Raw genomic sequence first — 19,785 nt, 5'->3', positions numbered from 1 at the left:
GCGAGGCCCTCCCCCTGCCGGCGGGGTGGTCCTCGGAGACTGCTGGGCCGGCCACGACCACGCAGGTGTCGATGAGCTCGTCGGCGCCCCGGCCGGACTTCTTGCCCCTGCCCTACTGGGCGCGGTCGGTGGACGTGGGCGGCCAGTGGCACCTGGACCCGGACACCCACACGTTCTTCACGACCGGGAACCCGCCCACGGGGCTGAGTTTCACCGTGGAGAGCAACGTGGACGAGCCCACCGCGGAGGAGCTCGCCGATGCCGGGCGACCGCGCTCGTTGGCCTCGGACCACCTGGACGTCCCCCAGGACGTGGACCCGCAGGTACAGGAGCTGACCGACCGGGTGACGGAGGACGCCGGCTCACCGTACGAGGCGGCGGTGGCGCTGCAGGGGCACTTCGACGACTTCACGTACTCGCTGCAGCCCCCGCAGGTGCCGGAGGGCAACGATCCGCTGGCGCACTTCCTGTTCGAGGACCGGATCGGTTACTGCGAGCAGTTCGCGGGGGCCATGGCACTCATGGCGCGCCAGGCCGACATCCCCGCACGGGTGGCGGTCGGATACACCCAGGGCGAGCGCACCGACGGCGACCGGTGGGTGGTCTCGTCCGCGGACGCCCACGCGTGGCCGGAACTGTACTTCGAGGGCGCGGGCTGGGTGCGGTTCGAGCCCACGCCCGCCGACGGGAACGGCCAGGGGTCGGCCTCGGTGCCCGAGCATGCCGATCCTTCCGGAACCGGTGAGCGGGACGAGGAGTCCCCGTCGCCCTCGCCCGATGAGTCGCCGTCCCCGACCGACGGGCCCGACGCGGAGGAGACGCAGGAACCGGACGAGGAGAGCGCGGCGCCCGAGTCGGAGGAGGACCCCGGTTCCGGGGCGGTCGGCGGTGGACAGGGTTCCGAGGGAGGCCCGGACCTGTCGTGGCTGCCCTACGCGGGCGGTGTGCTGGCGGCGTCGGCCCTGCTGGCGCTGCCCGCCCTGGCGCGGGCATGGGTACGCACCGCACGCCGTTCGGCACTGCCCGGTGCCCCTGCTCAGGCCGCGCACGCGGCCTGGCGCGAGGTGCGCGACACCCACGTGGATCTCGGGCTGGCGTGGGACCTGTCGGAGAGCCCGCGTGCGACGGCCGGTCGGTCGGAGTTGCCCGAGGAGGCCCGGTGGGCTCTGTGGCGCCTGGCGCTGGCCGAGGAAGCGGCGCGCTACGCGCCCGACCCCGTGGCTGGCGGGCAGATGCGGGAGGACCTGCGGACGGTGCGCTCGGCCCTGGCGGCCTCAGTGGGCCGCGGCGCCCGGACACGGGCCGCGTTGCTGCCGCGTTCGCTCGCGCCGTGGCGGCGTCCCCGGCCGGCGCCGCTGCCGGCGACCTGAGAGACCGGGCGCTGCGGGCGCGGGTCTGTACGGGGCGGAGCGGGACCTGAGGCACTGGACGGGTGCGCGTTTGGCGTGGTTGCGGTTCAGGCGCTTCCGCTGCTCCCCGGACACCCGTCGGCGCTCGCGTACGAGTCGGCGGAGCGGCGCCCGGGCTTCCCCTGCCAGACACCTGCGGGGCACCGTGGGCACGGTTCTGCACGAGCCGAGCGTCCTGGCGGATGCCCCGAGGACTGCGGGGGCGTTGTCGGTGCACGCGACCCCCTGGTCTCTGACGGGCGGGCCCCGGTGGGGCCGGGCACAAGTGTGCCCCGTCCGGGGACGAGAACGCGGGTTCTCGAACGCGGACGGGGCACTGCAGCGCTCTGGGCGTGGAGGCGGGACCGTGCCGAAGGCCGTGCCGGTTCGGGACGAGAGCTGCTCGAGCTACTCGTCACCCTCATGACGACGGCGCCACCGCTCCTCGAAGCGGTTCATCATCCCGGGACGGCCGCCACCGCCGCCCTTGCGCTTCTGCTTCTCCTCGGGTTCCTCGGCCACCATCGCGGCCTCGCCGCCCCCTCCGGCTGCCCTGCGCCAGGCGCTGGCCCCGTACAGGAAGGAGGCCAGCATGAGGACGAACCCCAGGACACTGACACCGACCTGCAGGACGATCTCCCCCAGGAGCAGACCGGTCAGCAGCAGGACGACCCCGACGACGAACCCGAGGCCGGCCTTGACGATCCGGCGCTTGTAATGGACCGCGGGGTTCGTGTGTCGAACTGAGTTCGCGAACTTCGGATCCTCGGCATACAGCGCCCGCTCGATCTGGTCGAGCATGCGCTGCTCGTGTTCAGAGAGCGGCACGGCGCCTCCCTACGACAGTCCCCGCTCGGGGGGACGGGTACTGATGAACAGTCTCTAGATCAGTGATATGCCCAGAATACGATGTGATAGCGCATGGTGGAAAGAAAAGCTGCGTGTGTACCTGACCCACCACGATCACGGTACCCGCGCCCTGTTTCGCAAACACCGGCTGCCATGCCTCTCTTCTACCTGCCTTACCGGTCCCACCCTGAGAACGCTTCGGAAGGCCCGGAAGTTGCCGCATCATACGTCGTTTTCGTCACGCTTGGCCAACACGGCCGACTGTATCGCTCCGGGCCCGAACCGGTCCGCCACTCGGTCCATCACCCGTTCGACGTCCCGCCAGCCCGTTTCCTCCTCCCCGAGGGCCAACTGGCGGTGGGCCCCCTCGGCGGCCTCCACCCCTTCGACCCTCACTCCGATCAAACGCAGACGGGTCCGTTCCATTCCCGCAGCGTCGTAGAGCTCGCGGGCAACGGTGTTGATCTCCCGTGCCACGTCGGTGCTCTCCTGCAGGGTCCGTGAGCGGTTGATGGTGGTGAAATCCGCGCGGCGCAGTTTCACGCTCACCGTGCGCCCCACGAGGCCCGCAGCTCTCATCCGGCGGGCCACTTTCTCCGAGAGCCTCAGGAACTCGCGATGGATCTCCTCGGTGTCGGAGACGTCGTTGTCGAAGGTCTCCTCGGCCCCCACGCTCTTGTCGGGCGTCTCGGGTGTCACAGGGCTCGGGTCCTCGCCGCGGGCGAGCTCGGCCAGGCGGGCGCCGGCCTTGTCGCCCAGTTCCAGGCGCAGCAGATCGGGTTCGACGCGTCCCAGGTCGCCGACGGTGCGCAACCCCAGCCGGGTGAGGGCCTGCTCGGTCTTCTCCCCCACCCCGGGCAGGGCGCCCACGGGCAAGGGGTCGAGGAAACCGTGCACGTGCTCGGTGGGCACCAGCAGCAATCCGTCGGGCTTGCAGTGGGTGGAACCGAGCTTGGCGGTGAACCGGTTCGCGGCCACACCCACCGAGCAGGTCAGCCGCTGTTCCCTGCGAACCCGCTCGCGGATCGCCGCGGCGATGCGCACCGGCCCGCCCAGGCGCCGCTGTGCCCCGGAGACGTCCAGGAAGGCCTCGTCCAGCGACAGGGGCTGCACCAGTGGCGTGACGGACCTCAGGATGTCCATCACCGCCTCGGAGGCCTCCTTGTAGGCGCTGCCGTCGGGCGAGAAGACCAATGCCTCCGGGCACAGGCGCATCGCGCGCACCATCGGCATCGCCGAGTGCACGCCGCTCTGCCGGGCCAGATAGTCGGCGGAGGAGACGACCCCGCGCGGGCCGGTCCCGCCGACGATGACGGGGACTCCCCGCGCTTCGGGGTTGCGGAGGCGTTCGACGCTCGCGAAGAACGCGTCCATGTCGATGTGCAGGATGTGGCAGTCGGCGTCCGGACCTGAACCGTCCGGGGGGAAGTCCGCGCCCAGCGGCACGATGCCCTCTGCGGAGACCCTGCCCCGCAGTGCGGTACCGCGCTCCAGTTGACGTCGGCTCATGACCTCAGATTACGCTCGTCGGCGCGGTTGTCCCACCCGGGGCGGGGCCGCCCGCGCACCACCGTCTCCCCGTGTGCGGCTGCTCCCGGGTCAGTCCCGGGAGGCGATGACGTGCAGCTGAGTGGCGATCCCCACGAGTTCGGGATGCTGGGCCACCGTGCGTTCCAACTCGACCAGGTGCTGGCCGGTGTGGGCGTCGCTCTCCCAGGCCTGACCGGGGAGGACGTCGGCGAAGACCCGCACACCGCGCACGCTCGTGGGGTGCAGCCCGGAGTCGGTGAGCAGCTGCTGGAGCTGACCGCGCGTGAAACGGCGCGGCATCGGGTCGCTCTCGCCCCACCGCCCGTCGGCGTCGGCGAGCAGGTGGTGGGCCTCGGCGACATGGCCCGTCAGAACCCGGTGCAGGGCCCCCGCGACAGCGTTGGTGGCCAGGACACTGACGGCACCGCCCGGACGTGTGATGCCGACGACGTCGTGCAGCGCAGCCGCTGGCTCGTCCACGTACTCCAGGACGTTGTGCACCAGAACCAGGTCGGCGCTGCCCTCCTCGAAGAGCGAGGCCAGGTCTCGGGTCTCCCCCTGGACACCGCGCACGGCCACACCGCTCTCGGCCGCGCGGCGCTCCAGCGCGGCCAAGGAGTCGGGGTTGGGCTCGACGACCGTGACCCGGTGGCCGAGTTCGGCCAGGGGGACGGCCGCGCCACCGGTGCCACCACCGGCGTCGACGACCTCCAGGGGGCCGTCGCCCAGGTGGGACAACAACTCCTGCAGGGCTTCCCACACCACTGCGGTCCGGGCCGCATTGGCCGCCCGGGCCGGACCGGTCGTCCCGCCCGCGGTCGTGCCGGCCTTGTCCGTCACCTGGTTCCCCTCACTGGTTGGGCTCGTCCACCGTCCGCTGCGGGCGGCTCAGAGCGCGAGCGTCGACTTGTTCTCCATGAGCCGCGACAGGAGCCCGCTGATGAAGCTGGGCGAGTCGTCGGTGGAGAGTTCCTTGGCCACACCGACCGCCTCGGCGATGGCCACCCCGTCGGGGATGCCGTCGTCCCACAGCAGCTCGTAGGCGCCCATCCGCAGGATGTTGCGGTCCACGACCGGCATGCGCTCCAGGGTCCAGCCGATGGCGTAGGTGTCGAGCAGCTCGTCGATGCGCGCACGCCGCTCGTCGATGGACCGGGCCAGACTCTGGGTGAACTCGTTGATGGGCGGCTCGGGCTGGGCCCGGCGGCGTGCGATGACGTCGTCGACCGAGATACCGCGTACCTCGGACTCGTAGAGGACCTCGACCGCGCGCCGCCGTGCCTTGCGCCGTGCTCCGCTCATCAGTTGACTCGCCCGAGGTAGTCGCCGTTGCGGGTATCGACCTTGACGGACTCACCGGTGGTGATGAACAGCGGGACCTGGATGGTGGCGCCGGTCGCGACGGTCGCGGGCTTGGTACCACCGGTGGAACGGTCGCCCTGCACACCCGGGTCGGTCTCGATGATCTCGAGCTCCACGGCCGGGGGCAGCTCGATGTAGAGCGGGTTGCCCTCGTAGGTGGCGACGGTGACCTTGGTGTTCTCCAGGAGGAAGTTCTTGTCGTCGCCGACGACCGTGTCCGGGACCGGGATCTGGTCGTAGGTGGAGGTGTCCATGAAGATGAAGGCCTCGCCGTCGTTGTAGAGGTACTCCATCTCGCTGCGGTCGACGTTGGCGAACTCGACCTTGGCGCCGGCGTTGAAGGTCTTGTCGACGATCTTGCCGGTCATGACGTTCTTCAGCTTGGTGCGGACGAACGCGCCGCCCTTGCCCGGCTTGACGTGCTGGAACTCCAGGACGTTCCAGAGAACGCCGTGGTCGAGCTTCAGGGTCGTGCCGTTCTTGATGTCGTTCGTCGAGGCCACTTCGGTCGTCTCTCCAAGGGGTGTGACACGTAGGGACCGGACGGTTGCCCGGTCGGTGGTCGGCGGGGCGGGCGCGGCGGTGTTCTCCGTGCGCAACTCGCCCAGCTCCAGTCTAGGGCCTGTTCGGCGGGCACTGTCCGTTGCCCGAACAACCGCTGCGCCGAAGGCGTCCGTCGAGGGTCGGTGGCGGGCGACGGGTGGGCGCGGGTCAGCTGTCGGAGGCGACGGCACTGTAGGCCTCACCGAGCAGCTCGGGTGAGGGGCCGCTGAGGATCACCGGTTCGGCGAGGCCGTCCAGCACCACGAACCGCAGTGTGTTGCCGCGGGTCTTCTTGTCCACGCTCATGGTCGCCAGAAGGTCGGACCAGGCGCCGCGATCGTAGGACACGGGCAGCCCGACCGAGGACAACAGGGTGCGGTGGCGGCGGACGAGGCCCTCGTCGATGCGTCCGTCCAGGCGGGCCAGTTCGGCGACGAAGACCATGCCCACGGACACGGCGTATCCGTGCCGGAAGGTGTAGTTCTCGGCGCGTTCGATCGCGTGTCCGAGCGTGTGCCCGTAGTTGAGGATCTCGCGTCGCCCGCTCTCGCGCAGGTCGCCGGAGACCACGTCGGCCTTGACCCGGATCGCACGTTCGATGAGCTCGCGGGTGTGCGGACCGTCGGGCGAGCAGGCGCCCTCGGGGTCGGCCTCGACGAGGTCGCAGATGGCGGGGTCGTCGATGAACCCGGCCTTGATGATCTCGGCCAGGCCACCGATGTAGTCGGCGCGGGGCAGGGTGCGCAGGGTCTCCAGGTCGCAGAGCACACCCGCGGGCGGGTGGAACGCACCCACGAGGTTCTTGCCCTCGGGGGTGTTGATGCCGGTCTTGCCCCCGACGGCGGCGTCGACCATGCCGAGCAGTGTGGTGGGCACCAGGATCGAACGGACCCCGCGCAGCCAGGAGGCGGCGACGAAACCGGCCAGGTCGGTGACGGCTCCCCCGCCCAGCCCCACGACGGCGTCGCCTCGGGTGAAGTTCTGCCCGCCCAGGCGCGACCACAGGTCCGCGGCCACGTCGACGGTCTTGGCGGCCTCGCCGTCGGGCACGGGCATCGGGAAGACCCGGTGTCCGGCCTCGGTCAGAGCGGCGGCCACACGGTCGGCGAGGTCGGCCAGGCCCTCGGGGTGGATGAGCGCGACCTTCTCGGCCGTGCCCACCAGGCCGGGTAGTTCGGACAGGACCCCGGTCCCGACCACGACGTCGTAGCGTTCTCCGGTCTTGCCGACTCCGATGCGGGTGGCGGTCACTGCTCGGCCTTTCCGGCGTTGTCGAGAGTGGGCACGATCTCGTCGACGATCTCCTCGGGGTGGTAGCCGGTCGTGGCCACCGTGACCGTCGCCAGGCCCTCGTAGACGGGCAGGCGCTCGTCGAGGAGCTTGCGGAGCTTGGTGCGGGGATTGCCGGAGAGCAGGGGGCGGGCCACGTCCATGCCCACGCGCTTGGCCGCCTCGCCGAACTCCACCTGCAGGTAGACCACGTGGTGGTCGGCCAGGTCCGCACGGGTGTCCTCGTCCAGGACCGAGCCGCCGCCGACGGCGATCACGCCTTCCCAGGAGCGCAGGGCCTCGGCGACGATCTCGCGCTCCAGCGCGCGGAAGTGGGGTTCGCCCTCCTCGACGAAGATGTCGCCGACGGGTTTGCCGGCGCGCTTCTCGATCTCGGTGTCGGTGCACAGCAGGTCCGCGCCGATGCGGCGGGCCAGGGCCTCGCCGACGGTGGACTTGCCCGAGCCCGGGGAGCCGATGAGCACCGCGATCGCTCTTGCCACGCTTCTGCCTCACTGAGATGGGTCGGGGCCGGTCCCGCGGGAGCGGCCGTGCGGTCAGCCGACGGGGACGGACGCGACTTGGGGGCGCGTCCGTGGGGCCCCATCCTATGCCCACACGGGCAGGTGGCCCGGCCCGTGCGGGCAAGCGTCCGGACCGCGTCAGTGGGCGAGCACGTCGACGGTGCGCCCGTCCGGGTCGGTGAGCAGGTGTGGGCCCGGGGCGGCTCCCCACGAGAGCGGGTGCCGGTTCGGTCGAGACGGCTCCCCGTCGGAGGCGGGGTCAGGGCCGGTCGTCGTCGAGAATGCCGCGGACCACGTCGCTCTTGGCGTCGGCGTAGTCCTGTACGTATCGCCACCGGCGGTCGGCGAGCTCGCGTTTGGCACGGGCGTACCGGTCGCGTTCTGCGTCGTCGGCCCGCAGACGGTCGCGGAAGGCGAGCATCGCGTCGGTCTCCGGACAGCCCTCGGAGAAGACGTGCAGGTTGACGTCGGTGTCCGGCCCTTCGAGGAGCCGGTGGTCGTACCAGTCGGGTTCGCGGATGCGCAGCACGTATCCGGCTTCCTTCAGCGCGGGCACGTAGGCGGCCTCGTCGGCGGAGTCGGACACGGTCAGGACGATGTCGATCACGGGTTTGGCGGGCAGTCCGGGGACCGAGGTGGAGCCGACGTGGTGGACGGCGAGCGCGGACGTGCCCAGGGCCGTTCGGATACGTTCGGCCTCGCGTAGGTAGAGGTCGGGCCAGGCGGGGTCGTACTCGGCGAGGGCGACGGTGTCGTCGTGGCGTTCGAGGTCGCCGACGGTCGCCTCGCGCAGGCGTTCGTTGTTGTCGCCGTGGTCGGGCCGCCCGCCCATGGTTCCTCCCCCGTCCGACCTGGTGTCGGTCATGGTGTCCGTGCGCGGCGGCCCAGCATACCCGGGGCGGCCCGCGTCAGTGGGCGAGCACGTCGACGGTGCGCCCGTCCGGGTCGGTGAGCAGGTGTCGGCCCGGGGCGAGGGGCGGGTCGGTCTCGGCGGCCTCGACGTCGAGACCGAGGCGGGCCCGGCCAGTGGGGCGTCCTGCGGCCGGATACAGCTCGACCACCGTCTTCCCCAGCTCGGCGGCGTAGTGCTCCGGGCCGGTTCCGTGCTGCTCCGGAACCAGGGGCACGCCCAGGGCCGCGTAGAAGGCGCGGCACTCCTCCAGGTGTTCGGTGTAGAGGACCACGAGGGAGACGCGGGCGCGGGGCACGGTGACTCCGGGGGTGCGGGGTTCCGGATCGGTGGGGCGGCCCGCCCGGGAACGCGGGGTTCCGGGCGGGCCGGGGGCGTCAGCGGATCTCGAGCGAGTCCAAGTACGAGCGGGCGTTGCGTGCGGTCTCGTCCAGGGAGTCGCCGCCGAACTTCTCGACGACGGCCTCGGCCAGGACCAGCGCGACCATCGCCTCGGCGACCACACCGGAGGCGGGCACCGCGGTGACGTCGCTGCGCTGGTGGTGGGCCTGAGCGGGCTCGCCGGTCTCGGTGTCGACGGTGTCGAGGGCGCGCGGGACAGTCGCGATGGGCTTCATCGCGGCGCGCACGCGCAGGGCGTCGCCGGTGGACATGCCGCCCTCGACGCCCCCGGCGCGGTTGGTGCGGCGTCGGACGCCGTCCGGTCCGGGTTCGATCTCGTCGTGCGCCTGCGAGCCGCGGCGGGCCGCGGTGCGGAACCCGTCACCGACCTCGACGCCCTTGATGGCCTGGATGCCCATGAGCGCCCCGGCCAGACGCGAGTCAAGGCGGCGGTCCCAGTGCACGTGGCTGCCCAGGCCGGGCGGCAGGCCGTAGACGAGCACCTCGACCACACCGCCGAGGGTGTCCCCGGCCTTCTTGGTGTCGTCGATCTCCTCGACCATGCGGGCGCTGGTGTCGGCGTCGAAGCAGCGCACCGGGTCCTCGTCGATGGCCGCGAGGTCTCCGGGGTGCGGCTCGGGGGCGTCCTCGGGCACGGCGACCGGGCCCATGGACACGACGTGGCTGAGCAGTTCCACGCCCAGGGCCTGCTTGAGGAAACTGCGTGCGACCTCGCCGACGGCCACGCGTGCTGCGGTCTCGCGGGCGCTGGCGCGTTCCAGGATCGGCCGGGACTCCTCGTGCCCGTACTTCTGCATCCCGACGAGGTCGGCGTGCCCGGGACGGGGGCGGGTCAGGGGCGCGTTGCGCGCCATCCCGTCCAGCTCCTCCTGGGGCACGGGATCGGGAGACATCACCTTCTCCCACTTGGGCCACTCGGTGTTGCCCACCTCGATCGCGACCGGTCCGCCCTGCGTGCGGCCGTGCCGGATGCCTCCGATGACGGAGACCTGGTCTTTCTCGAACTTCATCCGGGCACCCCGGCCGTACCCGGCGCGGCGGCGGAGCAGCGCGGCGGCGATGTCGTCAGAGGTGACGGACACACCGGCCGGAAGGCCCTCCAGAATCGCGACGAGTGCCGGCCCGTGGGACTCCCCCGCGGTCAGCCAACGCAACATGGCAATGATCCTCCCACGGATCGGGCGCCGGAGTGGAACGCGGCCCCTGCTCAGGGCAGGAGGGGTGCGCCGGCCAGGACGGTGAGGAAGGTGCTGCCGAGCATGAAGGGCCCTAGGGGGAAGGGCTGTCTTCGGGTGAGGCGGCGCAGGGCGAGCAGGGCCATCCCGACGGCGGAGAAGGCGGCGAAGGCCCAGAAAGCCGCGGCCAGAGCACCCACGGCGCCGGCGGACCAGCCCGTGTACAGGCCGGTGATGCCGGCCAGTTTGACGTCACCGAACCCGAGCCCGGAGGGCTGGACGCGCCAGAGCAGCCAGTACAGGACCGTGATGAGGACCATGCTCACGAGGGCCTCGGCCCCGCGTTGCAACTCGGCCTCGGAGGGTTGCACGCCGGCCCCCGCGGGCCAGAGCACGGCGGCGGCGAGCAAAAGGGCGGCCACCGGGTACGCGGCTCCCACGACGGGGTCGGGCAGGCGCATGACGCGCAGGTCGACCACGGACAGCGGGACGCCGAACGCGACCAGCCAGAGCACGGGCGGCAGATCTGCGAGCGCCCACTGCTGGTGGACGGCCGCGCCGGCGGCCAGTGCGAAGAGCAGCCCCGTGGCGGCCGGGACCGCGGGGTGGGACGTGACGGTGCCACTGCAGATCGGGCAGGCCCCGCTCCACCACGCCCCGGGCCCGGCGAGGGCGGGCAGGAACGAGGGGAAGGGCAGGTCGGTGCGGCATCGCGGGCACCGTGGTGGAGGCGGGCCCTCGTCCTCGGGCGGCAGGGTCCCGGGGCGTTCCGGGCGGGGGCCGTCGCTCGTTCCCGCGGACCGGGGCGCCGCGGGGGCGGGGCGGGCAGGCGTGGGGCGGCCGGGCCCGAACAGGGGCACGAGGCGCCCGCAGACACGGCCGGTGAGGACCCCGAGCGCACCGAACACGACGGCGACCGCGACCGTCGTGGCGTCCGGGACGGGGGCGAGCTCGGAGGGGAGAAGCATGTTCGGAAGCTACCCCGTGGAACGCTCGGCGAACAGGACCTCATCGCGGGTTGTGGACGACCGTGGCGCCCGCACCCACGCGGCCCGGGGAAACACCGTGCACGTCGGGCGGTGTGGGACGCCTGCCGGCGTGTGTGTGCAGGCACGCGACGCGCGGGCCGGGGTTCAGGCGTCGGTTGCGGACGGGCCCTCGCGGCGTGCACGCACCACGGCACTGAGCTCGATGCCCCCGGGCAGGGCTGGGCCGAGCTCGTCGCGAAGGCGTTGGGCCAATTGCTGCAGAGCGGCGTCGTCGCGTTCCTCGAGCTCGAGGCGGATCCCGATCTCCGCGTTGTCACTGGAGTGGATCCGCACGCGCTCGACACCGAACTCGGTGTGTGTGACGCGGTAGATCAGCGCCAGCACCTGCGGGTCGTCCTGGGGTTCGGGTACCACGCCGTGTTCGGCGAGCTCCGTCAGGAACCGCCCCTGGACGGTGTAGGGCACCGGGCCGGCCACGTCCAGCACGAGCGCGTCCGCGTTCTCGTCGAGCACTGCCCGGCACGCGTCCTGCGTGGTGAACGGAACGGGGCGCGCGTCCGGGCGCCAGCGCCGCACTGCGTCGACGGAGGTGAAGGCGAGCAGCCCGCGGCGCCCGTCCCGGCCGGTCATGACCGGGACGGCGACCTCGGAATTCTTGTCCTTGGTGAGCCCGCCCGCGCCCTGCGCGGTCTCGGTCGCGTCGGCAACCACGGGCACGAGGACGCGGGAGGCCCCGAGCGCGGTCAGGACCTGCCGGTCACCGACCGTTCCCTCGGAGTGCTCGCGCAGGCGCGCTTCGACCTCGGGGTCGGCGCTGCCGTCGTCGTCGCGGAAGTTCTGGGCGCCCAGGATGGATGGTCTGCTCACGGGGCCCGACTCTACCGTCGACGACCGCCCCGGGTGGGGCGGTACAGCAAACCGGTCGGCGGGTGCCGGTGCACAGGCGGGCACGGGGATCGAACGGGTGCGGGCCCAGGCTCAGGCCGTGGAGGACACGTCCCCGCCGAGAGCGTGAAGAATGCCGCGCAACTGTGTGACCTGCTCAGGGGTGAGCCGGTCGAAGAGCAGGTCGCGGACGCGGTCGGCGTGCCCGGGGGCAGCACGGGCCAGGGCCATGAGCCCGGGTTCGGTGAGCACGGCCCAGAACCCGCGCCGGTCGTCGTCGCAGTGTTCCCGGTAGACGTAGCCGTCGCGTTCGAGACGGGCGATCTGGTGGGACAGACGGCTCTTGGACACGATGACGCTGTCGGCCAGGTGGCGCATACGCATGCGCATGTACGGAGCCTCGGACAGGTGCACGAGGATCCCGTACTCGATGAGGCTCAGGTCGCTGCGGTCGCGCAGGTCGTGTTCGAGCTCGTCGTAGATCCAGGCGTTGGTCCGCAGAAACGCACGCCAGACCTGCTGTTCACCGGCGTCGAGCCATCCGTTGCCCATGCCTCCGATACTACGGCGACGGTGACCCCCCGGTGCTGGATCCGTGCAGATCGGTCGGCGCAGGGCACTCGAAGCATGGCGCTGAGCCGCAACCGCACCGCAATGAACCCCGTGCGTGTCGAGCACCACAGATCTTCCCTTCTGAGGAAGATACTTCTAAGGTACCTTGTTACTGAGCAGCAAATGGGCCGGACCCACGGCCCCGAGAGATCCACAGGGAGCAGAAGCATGGCGGCACAGGAATTGAAGCCCGGCACCTGGAACATCGACGCAGCGCACTCGATCGTCGCGTTCTCGGTCCGGCACATGATGGTCAGCAAGGTGCGCGGGCGATTCGAGAAGTTCGATGCGACCCTGACCGTGCCCGAGGACCCGGCGCACGCCTCGGTCGACGCGACCATCGACGCCGGCTCGATCAACACCGACAACGGTGATCGGGACAGTCACATCCGCTCGGCCGACTTCTTCGACGTCGACACCGACCCCCAGTTCACTTTCCGCTCCACCGGGGTCGAGGCCAAGGGTGAGGACTTCGTCCTCAGGGGCGACCTGACCATCAAGGGAAACACCCGCCCCGTCGAGCTGAACCTCGAGTTCAACGGCTCCACGGTCGACCCCTGGGGCCTGGACCGCGCGGGCTTCGCGGCCTCGACCCAGATCAGCCGCAAGGAGTTCGGGGTCGACATCGAGATGCCGATGGACGGTGGCGGCGTGGTCGTCGGCGACCGCATCAGCATCGAGATCGACGCCGAATTCACCCGCCAGGCCGACTGAGCACGGCGCATCACCCGCAGCCGCTGCGCACCGGGCTCGGATATCGTCGACGGGGGAGGGCACACACGCCCTCACCCGTTCTTTGCGTCCGCGTTCCAGTCTCCCAGGCCAGGAGGAACCGTGTCCCCGAACCCCTTCTCCCCCGACGTCGTCGACGCCGTCACCGCCCACATGAACGACGACCACCCGGAGGACACGCTCCTCATCTGCCGCGGCCTGGGCGGCGAGCCCGACGCCACCTCCGCACGGATGACCGGCCTCGACGGGCAGGGCGGCGACTACACCGTCACCATCGGATCCACCGAGCGGCAGGTACGTGTTCCCTGGTCGGAGCCGCTGACCGAACGCCCGCAGATCCGCGCCGAGGTCGTCGACCTGTACCGGCGCGCCTGCCGCGAGCTCGGCCTCACCCCGCGCGGCGAACACTGATCCCCACCGGGACCGCCGCCACGGGAACCGGGCGCCGCCCGCCGGAGTCCTACCGCACACGGGAGAAGGACCCCGGACCCGGCCCGGCCGGGCCCGTGAGGGCAGCGTCCGCGGGCGCCGCCCGCGGAGACCGACGGCGGCACGGGACGGCCTAATGTGGGCGTCACCCCCTTCTTCCCCGGACCCGACACGACCACGAAGCGAAGGGTGGACCGACCCTCCATGGGCACGCCCGACCCCGACGAGAACGCACCGACCCGGCGCTTCGGACCGAGCCCTCCCACGACCCGGATCCCGGCGCGCACCGCTGCCACACGCTGGGTCACACGTGTGTTCCGGCCCGGTACCAGGGGCGGCGGGGGCGAGGAGGCCACCACGGTCGTGCCTCCGGGCGGCACCGAGAACCCTCCGGGCGGGAACGAGGACGCGACCACCGTCGTGCCCCCGGGCGGCGGGGACGACCGCACCGACGTGATCGCACCCGGTTCCGACCGCACCAGTGTCCTACCGGGTGCCGGCACGGGGGCCGGCCATGCGCCCCGCACAGCACAGGCGCCCGCGCGGCGCCCGTCGGGGGGCGGACCCGGCGGCGGGCCCGAGCACCGGTGGTGGCAGAAGCTGCTGGGCCCGTTCCTCACGTGGTTCGCCCACCTGGTCTCGCGCGTGGTCGTGGGACCCGCGAGCGACCTCGACTACGCCGTGCCCGCCGAACTGCGCAAGCGGTACCAGATCCTCGACCGGATCGGTTCCGGCGGCGAGGCCGTCGTCTACCTGGCCGAACCGGTCGACGAACCGGGGCGGCGGCTCGCGCTCAAGGTCTACCGGCCCGGCCACGACATCAACCGGGAGCTGCTGGACCGGCTGCGCGCCCGCGGGACCTCCTCGCCCCACACCCCGGCGATCCAGGGGTACGGCAGCGCCACCAGCTCCTGGGGCGAGGACCTGGCCTGGGAGGCACAGGAGTACTTCGACCGGGGTTCCCTGCGCGAGGTCATCGACCGGGCTCCCCTGCAGGAGGAACAGGCCCGGGCGGTAGTGGCAGCCGTGGCCGAGTGCCTGCACCACTGGCAGTACGAGCTCCAGCACAACCACACCGACGTCAAGCCCGAGAATCTGCTCGTACGGTCGATGGACCCGCCGGTGCTGGCCCTGACCGACTTCGGCGGGGCCGTGCGCGCGACCATGAGCCGTGTGTACGGCGGAGTGGCCGTCACCGAGGACTACGCTGCACCCGAGGTCGTCGAGGGCCGCCGGGAGGCTCCGGCCGCCTGGTGGTCCCTGGGGGTCATGGCGCACGAACTGGTCGCCGGACGGCGGCCGGAACGGGGCGGGAACTGGCTGACCGCGCGCAACACCGAGGTCGACATCTCCGCGATCACCGACGAGCGGTGGCGGCTGGTGGCACGCGGGCTGCTCACACCCGCCCCGGCCGCGCGGTGGGGGCACGACGAGGTAGCCGCATGGCTGTCCGGGGAGCGCCCGAACATCCGGACGGTGCGGCGCCAGAGACCGATCTCCTTCGCCGGGACCAACCACGAGGACCCGCCGAGCCTGGCCTTCGACCTGCTCGACCGCTCCGAGACCGGGGCGATGTGGCTGCGCACCCACTGGGAAGAACTTCGCGCGTGGCTGGACCGCGAGGTCAACGACTACACCTTCGACCGGGCGTACCTGACCGGGCTGAGTACCTACCCCGAGAGCGCGCACGTGGCCATCAGCGCCCTGGCCGCACGGTACGTCCCCGGGATGCCGCCGCGGTTCCGGGGGCACGAGATCAGCGCGGACGGGCTACTGACACTGGCCTCGGGGGACGCGAGCCGACACGCTGTGGTGCGTGAGGCGGTCGAGTCCGGGGCGGTGGGCCTGGGGTCGCAGCACTGGTGCCCGCACCCGGAGTGCCGTTCCGGTGGTTCGGGCAGGTGCGCGCTGCTGGAGCAGGTGCAGCACCAGGTTCCGCTCGTCATGCGGCGGGTGCGGGAGACCGTGGACCACGCCGTCGGCGGGGGCACGGACGCTCCGCAGCGGCCGGAGCAGCACGAGTTCGACACGGCCTGGGCACGCGCGGTGGAGCTGGTGCTCGACCCGGAGGTTGCGTCCGGGCACCGTTCGCTGTTGCGGCGGCAGTCCTGGCACCCCTCACAGCGCAGCACCGCGCCGCACGCACCGTGGTGGGCCGAGCAGCGGCGCCTGGCGTTGCGGGATTCAGGGGACCCCGTCCCCACTCGGGCCGCGGTGGTCGCATCGCTGTTGCTGATGCCCGAGGCGGTGCGTGTGGGCGCGCAGATACAGGAACGCGAACGGGCCGACGGCCGCGCACGCCGCCAGGACCGGTGGGCGGCGCTGGCCGGGTCGGCGCGCGAACGCTGGGCCGGTGCCAAGAACGGGCTGTCGGAGGCGCGTCAGAGGCGGGCCGAGGCTGCGACGGCGCCCGAGCGGAACGACGGCACGACCGTGGATCCGACGCAGGAGCCGACGAGCGGTAAGGAACGCCGCCGGCTGGCGCGGGAGGAGCGGCGCCGGAAGAAGGCCGGGCGGCAGGTCGAGCGCACCATGCACCAGATCGAACGGGCGCAGTCGGCAGGGCGGTGCCGCAAGTTCGCGACCCCCGCCGCGGTGCTGGGGCTGGTGGACGGCCTGGGGCGGGCCCTGCGCCCCGGCAACGGTTTCTTCCCCGACAGCGAGCCGATCGTCAACGCGTACACGGGGCTGCTGGATCTGAGCAACAGTGCGCTGGTCTCGTGGCTCGCGCAGATCAGCGGGGCGGTCACCGGGGTGCTGCCCGGTGGCGCCGGTGCGGCGTGGTGGCTGCCGGTGGCGCTGTCGCTTGCGCTGCTGTGGATGGTGCGGGTCGCCGGGCGGTACACGGCCAAGGCGCGGAGCCGGTTGGCGGCGTACCGGATGGCGGCCGTGGGCTCGGCGCTCATGCTGGTCGTGCTGCTGTCGTCGGGGCTGGTGGCGCTGGGTTCCGGTGTGCTGATCCCCCTGGACGGGCTCCTGGGCTGAGCCTCCGGGCCGGGCCAGGTGCTCTGACCGCGTTCCGGGCCGTCCCGGTCTGGGCTATGATCGCCCGGTTCGGCGGGGCGCCGGACGAACCGACCCCTGGGAGGCAGCCACGTGCCCGAGGTCCTCGAGCTCCGACACGGCGATCACCGCGCGACGGTCCGCACGACCGGGGCGGCCCTGGGCTCGCTCACGCGGGAGGGCCGGGACCTGGTGTGGCCCTACGAGCGGCGCCCGGAGGCGTACCAGGGACAGGTCCTGGCGCCCTGGCCCAACCGCGTCGGCGGTGCGCGGTACCGATTCGAGGGGAACGAGTACCGGTTGGCGGTCACCGAGCCCGGGACCGGGGCGGCCCTCCACGGACTGGTGCACGACGTGGCATGGGAGCCCCTCGCGGTCGTCGGGCACGAGGTCCGGCTGGGGACGGACCTGCGGGGCGGCGGGGGTTATCCGTTCCCGCTGCGCCTGGAGATCGGCTACCGGCTGGACGAGGGCGGGCTGACCGTCACCACCGAGGCCGTCAACACTGGCACGGACACCGCACCGTTCGGGTTGGGGTTCCACCCGTACCTGACCCTGGGTACACCGCTGCGGGACCTGGCGGCGCGGGACGCGGCACACCTGTTGGTCCCGGCCCGCACGTACCAGCCGGCCGACGACCGACTGCTCCCGGTCGGGGACCCCGTTCCGGTCGAGGGCGGTGTGTTCGACCTGCGCCCGCCGGGGCGTGCGCTGGGCGGAACCGTGCTCGACACGGCCTTCACCGAGCTGGAACGGGACGGGGACGGGCGTGCGTGGGTGTGGCTGTCCGGGCCCGACCACAGCGTGGGCCTGTGGTGCGACCGCAGTTTCGGGTGGCTGCAGCTGTTCAGCGCCGACACCTTGGAGGGCGGTGACCGGCGCGCCCACCTGGCCGTGGAGCCCATGACCTGCCCGCCCGACGCGTTCAACAGCAGCACCGGGCTGATCCGGCTGGCGCCGGGCGAGCGCACGCGGCACACGTTCGGGATCACCTCGGCCGGGTTCGGGACCCGGGCCTGACCGCGGGCCCGGGGCCTGGGTGCGCAGGTCAGACCGGGCGGGCGACCACCGCGAACGACGAGTCGTGCTCCTGGGGCGGCCGTCCGGTGAGGTCGGGCGGGGATCTTGCTACCAGAGCAGGGTTCAGCGCTGATATTGGCTCTGGTAGCAAGATCCTCGGCCTGTGTGCCCGCCGCCCGCGTCACCAACCTCACCGAACAACACATCTAGGTCTGTTCGAGGAGGCCGGTGAGGCGCTCGAGGTCCTCGGGGGTGTCGATGTCGTCGGGCCGGGAGACGTCCTGGCACTCCACCGGCGTGACCAGGTGCGAGTAGGTGCGCAGGAACGGCCGTGCGCCCACGTCCTCGACGGCGAGCGCGTAGACGGTCGACCAGTGCTCGCGCCCCAGCATCACGGGGTTGCGCTGGTTGCCGCGGTAGGTGGCCACGGCGGCGCGGGCGCCCTCCCCGCGGGTGTCCAGCAGTCGCCGGACCGCGTCGGGGGTGATGAGCGGCTGGTCGGCGAGGGCGATGAGGACGGCGTCGACGGTCGGCGGCAGGGCGTCGAGCCCGGCGCGCACCGACGAACCCATCCCGGAACTCCAGCCGGGGTTGCGCACGGTGGTCACACCGTCGATCTCGGTCTCGGTGGCGCCCAGCACCACCAGGACGGGGTCGCACCCGCCCTCACGCAGGGTCCGCACGCCGCGGTCGACGAGGCGTTCGCCCCCGAACTCCACCAACGCCTTGGGCCACCCCAACCTACTGCCCGAGCCGGCTGCCAGGAGCAGTCCGGCCACCTGTCCCGTCCCGCCGGGCTGTCCGCCGTGCGCGTACCCAGTACCCATGGGCCGATCATGCCACGCGTGGGCAGGTCATGGGGCGGCTCCGTCAGAGTAGTGCGCTGTGTTCACGCCGGGAGCGCAGCGCACCACTCTCACCAGCAACGACGTCATCGAGCGGTTTTCGGACCGTCCAGGGCGCCGACCGAATCGGGCCGCAACACCTCGGAAGGGTCGGTGTCCCGGTGGATGGGCCCGTCGGTCTCCCTCAACGCACGTCCGCTGCCTCCCCACCGGGTCTGGATCAGCTCTGCGGCGATGGACACGGCGGTCTCCTCCGGCGTCCGTGCCCCCAGGTCGAGGCCGATCGGCGAATGCAGCCGGGCCAGTGCCCGTTCGCCCACGCCGGCCTCGCGCAGCCGCTCCAACCGGTCCTCGTGCGTGCGCCGCGAACCCATGGCGCCGATGTAGCCGGCCCGGGTGCGCAGCGCCGCCTCGAGCACGGGGACGTCGAACTTGGGGTCGTGGGTGAGCACGCACACCACCGTGCGCTCGTCGACCTGGTCGGCGATCTGGTCGAGGTACACGTGCGGCCACTTCACGACGACCTCCTCGGCGGTCGGAAAACGCCGCGGGGTCGCGAAGACCGGACGCGCGTCGCACACGGTCACGCGGTATCCGAGGTAGGAACCCAGGTCCGCGAGGGCGGCCGCGAAGTCGATCGCCCCGAAGACCAGCATGCGCGGCGCGGGAGCGTAGGAGGCCACGAACACCTCCAGCTCGTCCCCGCGGCGCTGGCCGTCGGCACCGTAGCGCAGCACGCCCGTGGTCCCCTGGGCGAGCATCCCGCGCACGTCGTCGTCGAGCGCGTCGGCCAGCCGGTCCCCGCCGGGCCCGAGGTCTCCCTCGGCGTGGCCGGGCCAGACGACGCGGCGCCTTCCCACCCGGTCGGCCTCGGAGGGGTCGGACACGACCGTGGCCACCGCGACGGGCTGGTGCTCGTCGATGGCGCCCAGGACCGAGCCGAGCTGCGGGAAGGTGGCGCGGTCCAGCGGCTCGACGAACATGTGCAGCGTCCCGCCGCAGGTCAGGCCGACGCTGAAGGCGTCCTCGTCGCTGACCCCGTAGGTACGGCGCACGGGCACCCCGGTGCGCACGGCCTCGAGCGCCTCCTCGTACACGGCGCCTTCCACGCATCCGCCCGACACACTGCCGGTCACCTCACCGGAGGTGCTGACCACCATGGACGCGCCGGGACCTCTGGGCGCGCTCTTGTACGTGTCGATGACCGTGGCCAACGCGAACGTCTCCCCCGAGGCATAGAGCTCGGACACGGTCGTACGGACGTCGCGCACGCGGCACCTCATTCCACATCAGGTCAAGTGGCTCCTGGTACCAATTT

General features: G+C 72.0%; 20 protein-coding genes. 5 read left to right on the top strand and 15 right to left on the bottom strand.

The window, feature by feature from the left end:
* The first annotated feature begins 71 nt into the window (after positions 1–71).
* Positions 72–1,370 carry a transglutaminase-like domain-containing protein gene (locus tag D474_RS33210; RefSeq protein ID WP_017612941.1) on the top strand — a complete coding sequence of 433 codons (1,299 nt, stop codon included), beginning with the start codon at positions 72–74 and terminating at the stop codon, positions 1,368–1,370.
* 426 nt (positions 1,371–1,796) lie between these two features.
* Here the strand turns inward: D474_RS33210 and D474_RS0107380 are convergent, their stop codons facing one another.
* The 13 genes from D474_RS0107380 to D474_RS0107320 all read right to left on the bottom strand — a co-directional run bounded on the left by D474_RS0107380 (position 1,797) and on the right by D474_RS0107320 (position 12,378).
* Positions 1,797–2,216 (bottom strand): DUF3040 domain-containing protein, encoded by a 420-nt coding sequence (locus tag D474_RS0107380; protein WP_017612940.1) that lies wholly within the window; start codon positions 2,214–2,216, stop codon positions 1,797–1,799.
* Between the two features lie 243 nt (positions 2,217–2,459).
* A complete protein-coding gene (gene dinB / locus D474_RS0107375; protein WP_017612939.1) occupies positions 2,460–3,746 on the bottom strand; it encodes a DNA polymerase IV in 1,287 nt (428 codons plus the stop codon).
* Between the two features lie 90 nt (positions 3,747–3,836).
* Entirely contained in the window at positions 3,837–4,607 is a 771-nt protein-coding gene (locus tag D474_RS0107370; RefSeq protein ID WP_017612938.1) for a methyltransferase domain-containing protein, read from the bottom strand.
* A 48-nt stretch (positions 4,608–4,655) separates the two neighbouring features.
* Positions 4,656–5,069, bottom strand: coding sequence for a transcription antitermination factor NusB (gene nusB, locus D474_RS0107365; RefSeq protein ID WP_017612937.1), 414 nt, complete (start codon positions 5,067–5,069; stop codon positions 4,656–4,658).
* Complete coding sequence (efp, locus tag D474_RS0107360) at positions 5,069–5,632, bottom strand: elongation factor P (protein WP_017612936.1); 564 nt, start codon at positions 5,630–5,632, stop codon at positions 5,069–5,071. Before efp ends, nusB begins: the two co-directional genes overlap by 1 nt.
* Positions 5,633–5,840: 208 nt before the next feature.
* On the bottom strand, positions 5,841–6,923 hold the full coding sequence (gene aroB, locus D474_RS0107355) for a 3-dehydroquinate synthase (RefSeq protein ID WP_017612935.1): 1,083 nt from the start codon (positions 6,921–6,923) through the stop codon (positions 5,841–5,843).
* On the bottom strand, positions 6,920–7,426 hold the full coding sequence (locus tag D474_RS0107350) for a shikimate kinase (RefSeq protein WP_017612934.1): 507 nt from the start codon (positions 7,424–7,426) through the stop codon (positions 6,920–6,922). The genes aroB and D474_RS0107350 overlap by 4 nt, the downstream gene beginning before the upstream one ends.
* Before the next feature lie 298 nt (positions 7,427–7,724).
* Complete coding sequence (locus tag D474_RS0107345; protein ID WP_239647012.1) at positions 7,725–8,330, bottom strand: GrpB family protein; 606 nt, start codon at positions 8,328–8,330, stop codon at positions 7,725–7,727.
* A 43-nt stretch (positions 8,331–8,373) separates the two neighbouring features.
* Entirely contained in the window at positions 8,374–8,673 is a 300-nt protein-coding gene (locus D474_RS0107340) for a VOC family protein (RefSeq protein WP_017612932.1), read from the bottom strand.
* Positions 8,674–8,752: 79 nt separating this feature from the next.
* Positions 8,753–9,934, bottom strand: coding sequence for a chorismate synthase (aroC, locus tag D474_RS0107335; protein WP_017612931.1), 1,182 nt, complete (start codon positions 9,932–9,934; stop codon positions 8,753–8,755).
* 50 nt (positions 9,935–9,984) lie between these two features.
* On the bottom strand, positions 9,985–10,920 hold the full coding sequence (locus tag D474_RS0107330; RefSeq protein WP_017612930.1) for a prepilin peptidase: 936 nt from the start codon (positions 10,918–10,920) through the stop codon (positions 9,985–9,987).
* Between the two features lie 165 nt (positions 10,921–11,085).
* Positions 11,086–11,808 carry an SseB family protein gene (locus tag D474_RS0107325; RefSeq protein ID WP_017612929.1) on the bottom strand — a complete coding sequence of 241 codons (723 nt, stop codon included), beginning with the start codon at positions 11,806–11,808 and terminating at the stop codon, positions 11,086–11,088.
* Positions 11,809–11,919: 111 nt separating this feature from the next.
* Positions 11,920–12,378 (bottom strand): MarR family winged helix-turn-helix transcriptional regulator, encoded by a 459-nt coding sequence (locus tag D474_RS0107320; protein WP_017612928.1) that lies wholly within the window; start codon positions 12,376–12,378, stop codon positions 11,920–11,922.
* A gap of 228 nt (positions 12,379–12,606) precedes the next feature.
* On the opposite strand from D474_RS0107320, the gene D474_RS0107315 reads away from it, so the two are divergent.
* The 4 genes from D474_RS0107315 to D474_RS0107300 all read left to right on the top strand — a co-directional run bounded on the left by D474_RS0107315 (position 12,607) and on the right by D474_RS0107300 (position 17,622).
* Positions 12,607–13,152: a YceI family protein gene (locus tag D474_RS0107315; RefSeq protein WP_017612927.1), complete on the top strand. Its 546-nt coding sequence runs from the start codon at positions 12,607–12,609 to the stop codon at positions 13,150–13,152.
* 120 nt (positions 13,153–13,272) lie between these two features.
* Positions 13,273–13,581: a DUF2470 domain-containing protein gene (locus tag D474_RS0107310; RefSeq protein ID WP_017612926.1), complete on the top strand. Its 309-nt coding sequence runs from the start codon at positions 13,273–13,275 to the stop codon at positions 13,579–13,581.
* A gap of 222 nt (positions 13,582–13,803) precedes the next feature.
* Entirely contained in the window at positions 13,804–16,584 is a 2,781-nt protein-coding gene (locus D474_RS0107305) for a protein kinase domain-containing protein (RefSeq protein ID WP_026118256.1), read from the top strand.
* Between the two features lie 111 nt (positions 16,585–16,695).
* Complete coding sequence (locus D474_RS0107300; protein ID WP_017612925.1) at positions 16,696–17,622, top strand: aldose 1-epimerase family protein; 927 nt, start codon at positions 16,696–16,698, stop codon at positions 17,620–17,622.
* A 206-nt stretch (positions 17,623–17,828) separates the two neighbouring features.
* Here the strand turns inward: D474_RS0107300 and D474_RS0107295 are convergent, their stop codons facing one another.
* Together D474_RS0107295 and D474_RS0107290 are read right to left on the bottom strand one after the other, a co-directional pair.
* Entirely contained in the window at positions 17,829–18,401 is a 573-nt protein-coding gene (locus tag D474_RS0107295; RefSeq protein WP_017612924.1) for a nucleotidyltransferase family protein, read from the bottom strand.
* A gap of 152 nt (positions 18,402–18,553) precedes the next feature.
* A complete protein-coding gene (locus tag D474_RS0107290) occupies positions 18,554–19,738 on the bottom strand; it encodes an XdhC family protein (RefSeq protein ID WP_017612923.1) in 1,185 nt (394 codons plus the stop codon).
* Positions 19,739–19,785: the final 47 nt, after the last annotated feature.

It is taken from the genome of Nocardiopsis salina YIM 90010 (assembly GCF_000341025.1).
In the GTDB taxonomy this organism is placed as follows: domain Bacteria; phylum Actinomycetota; class Actinomycetes; order Streptosporangiales; family Streptosporangiaceae; genus Nocardiopsis; species Nocardiopsis salina.
Note: the sequence above shows the minus strand (reverse complement) of the source record. Positions and strands in the feature narration are given on the sequence as shown.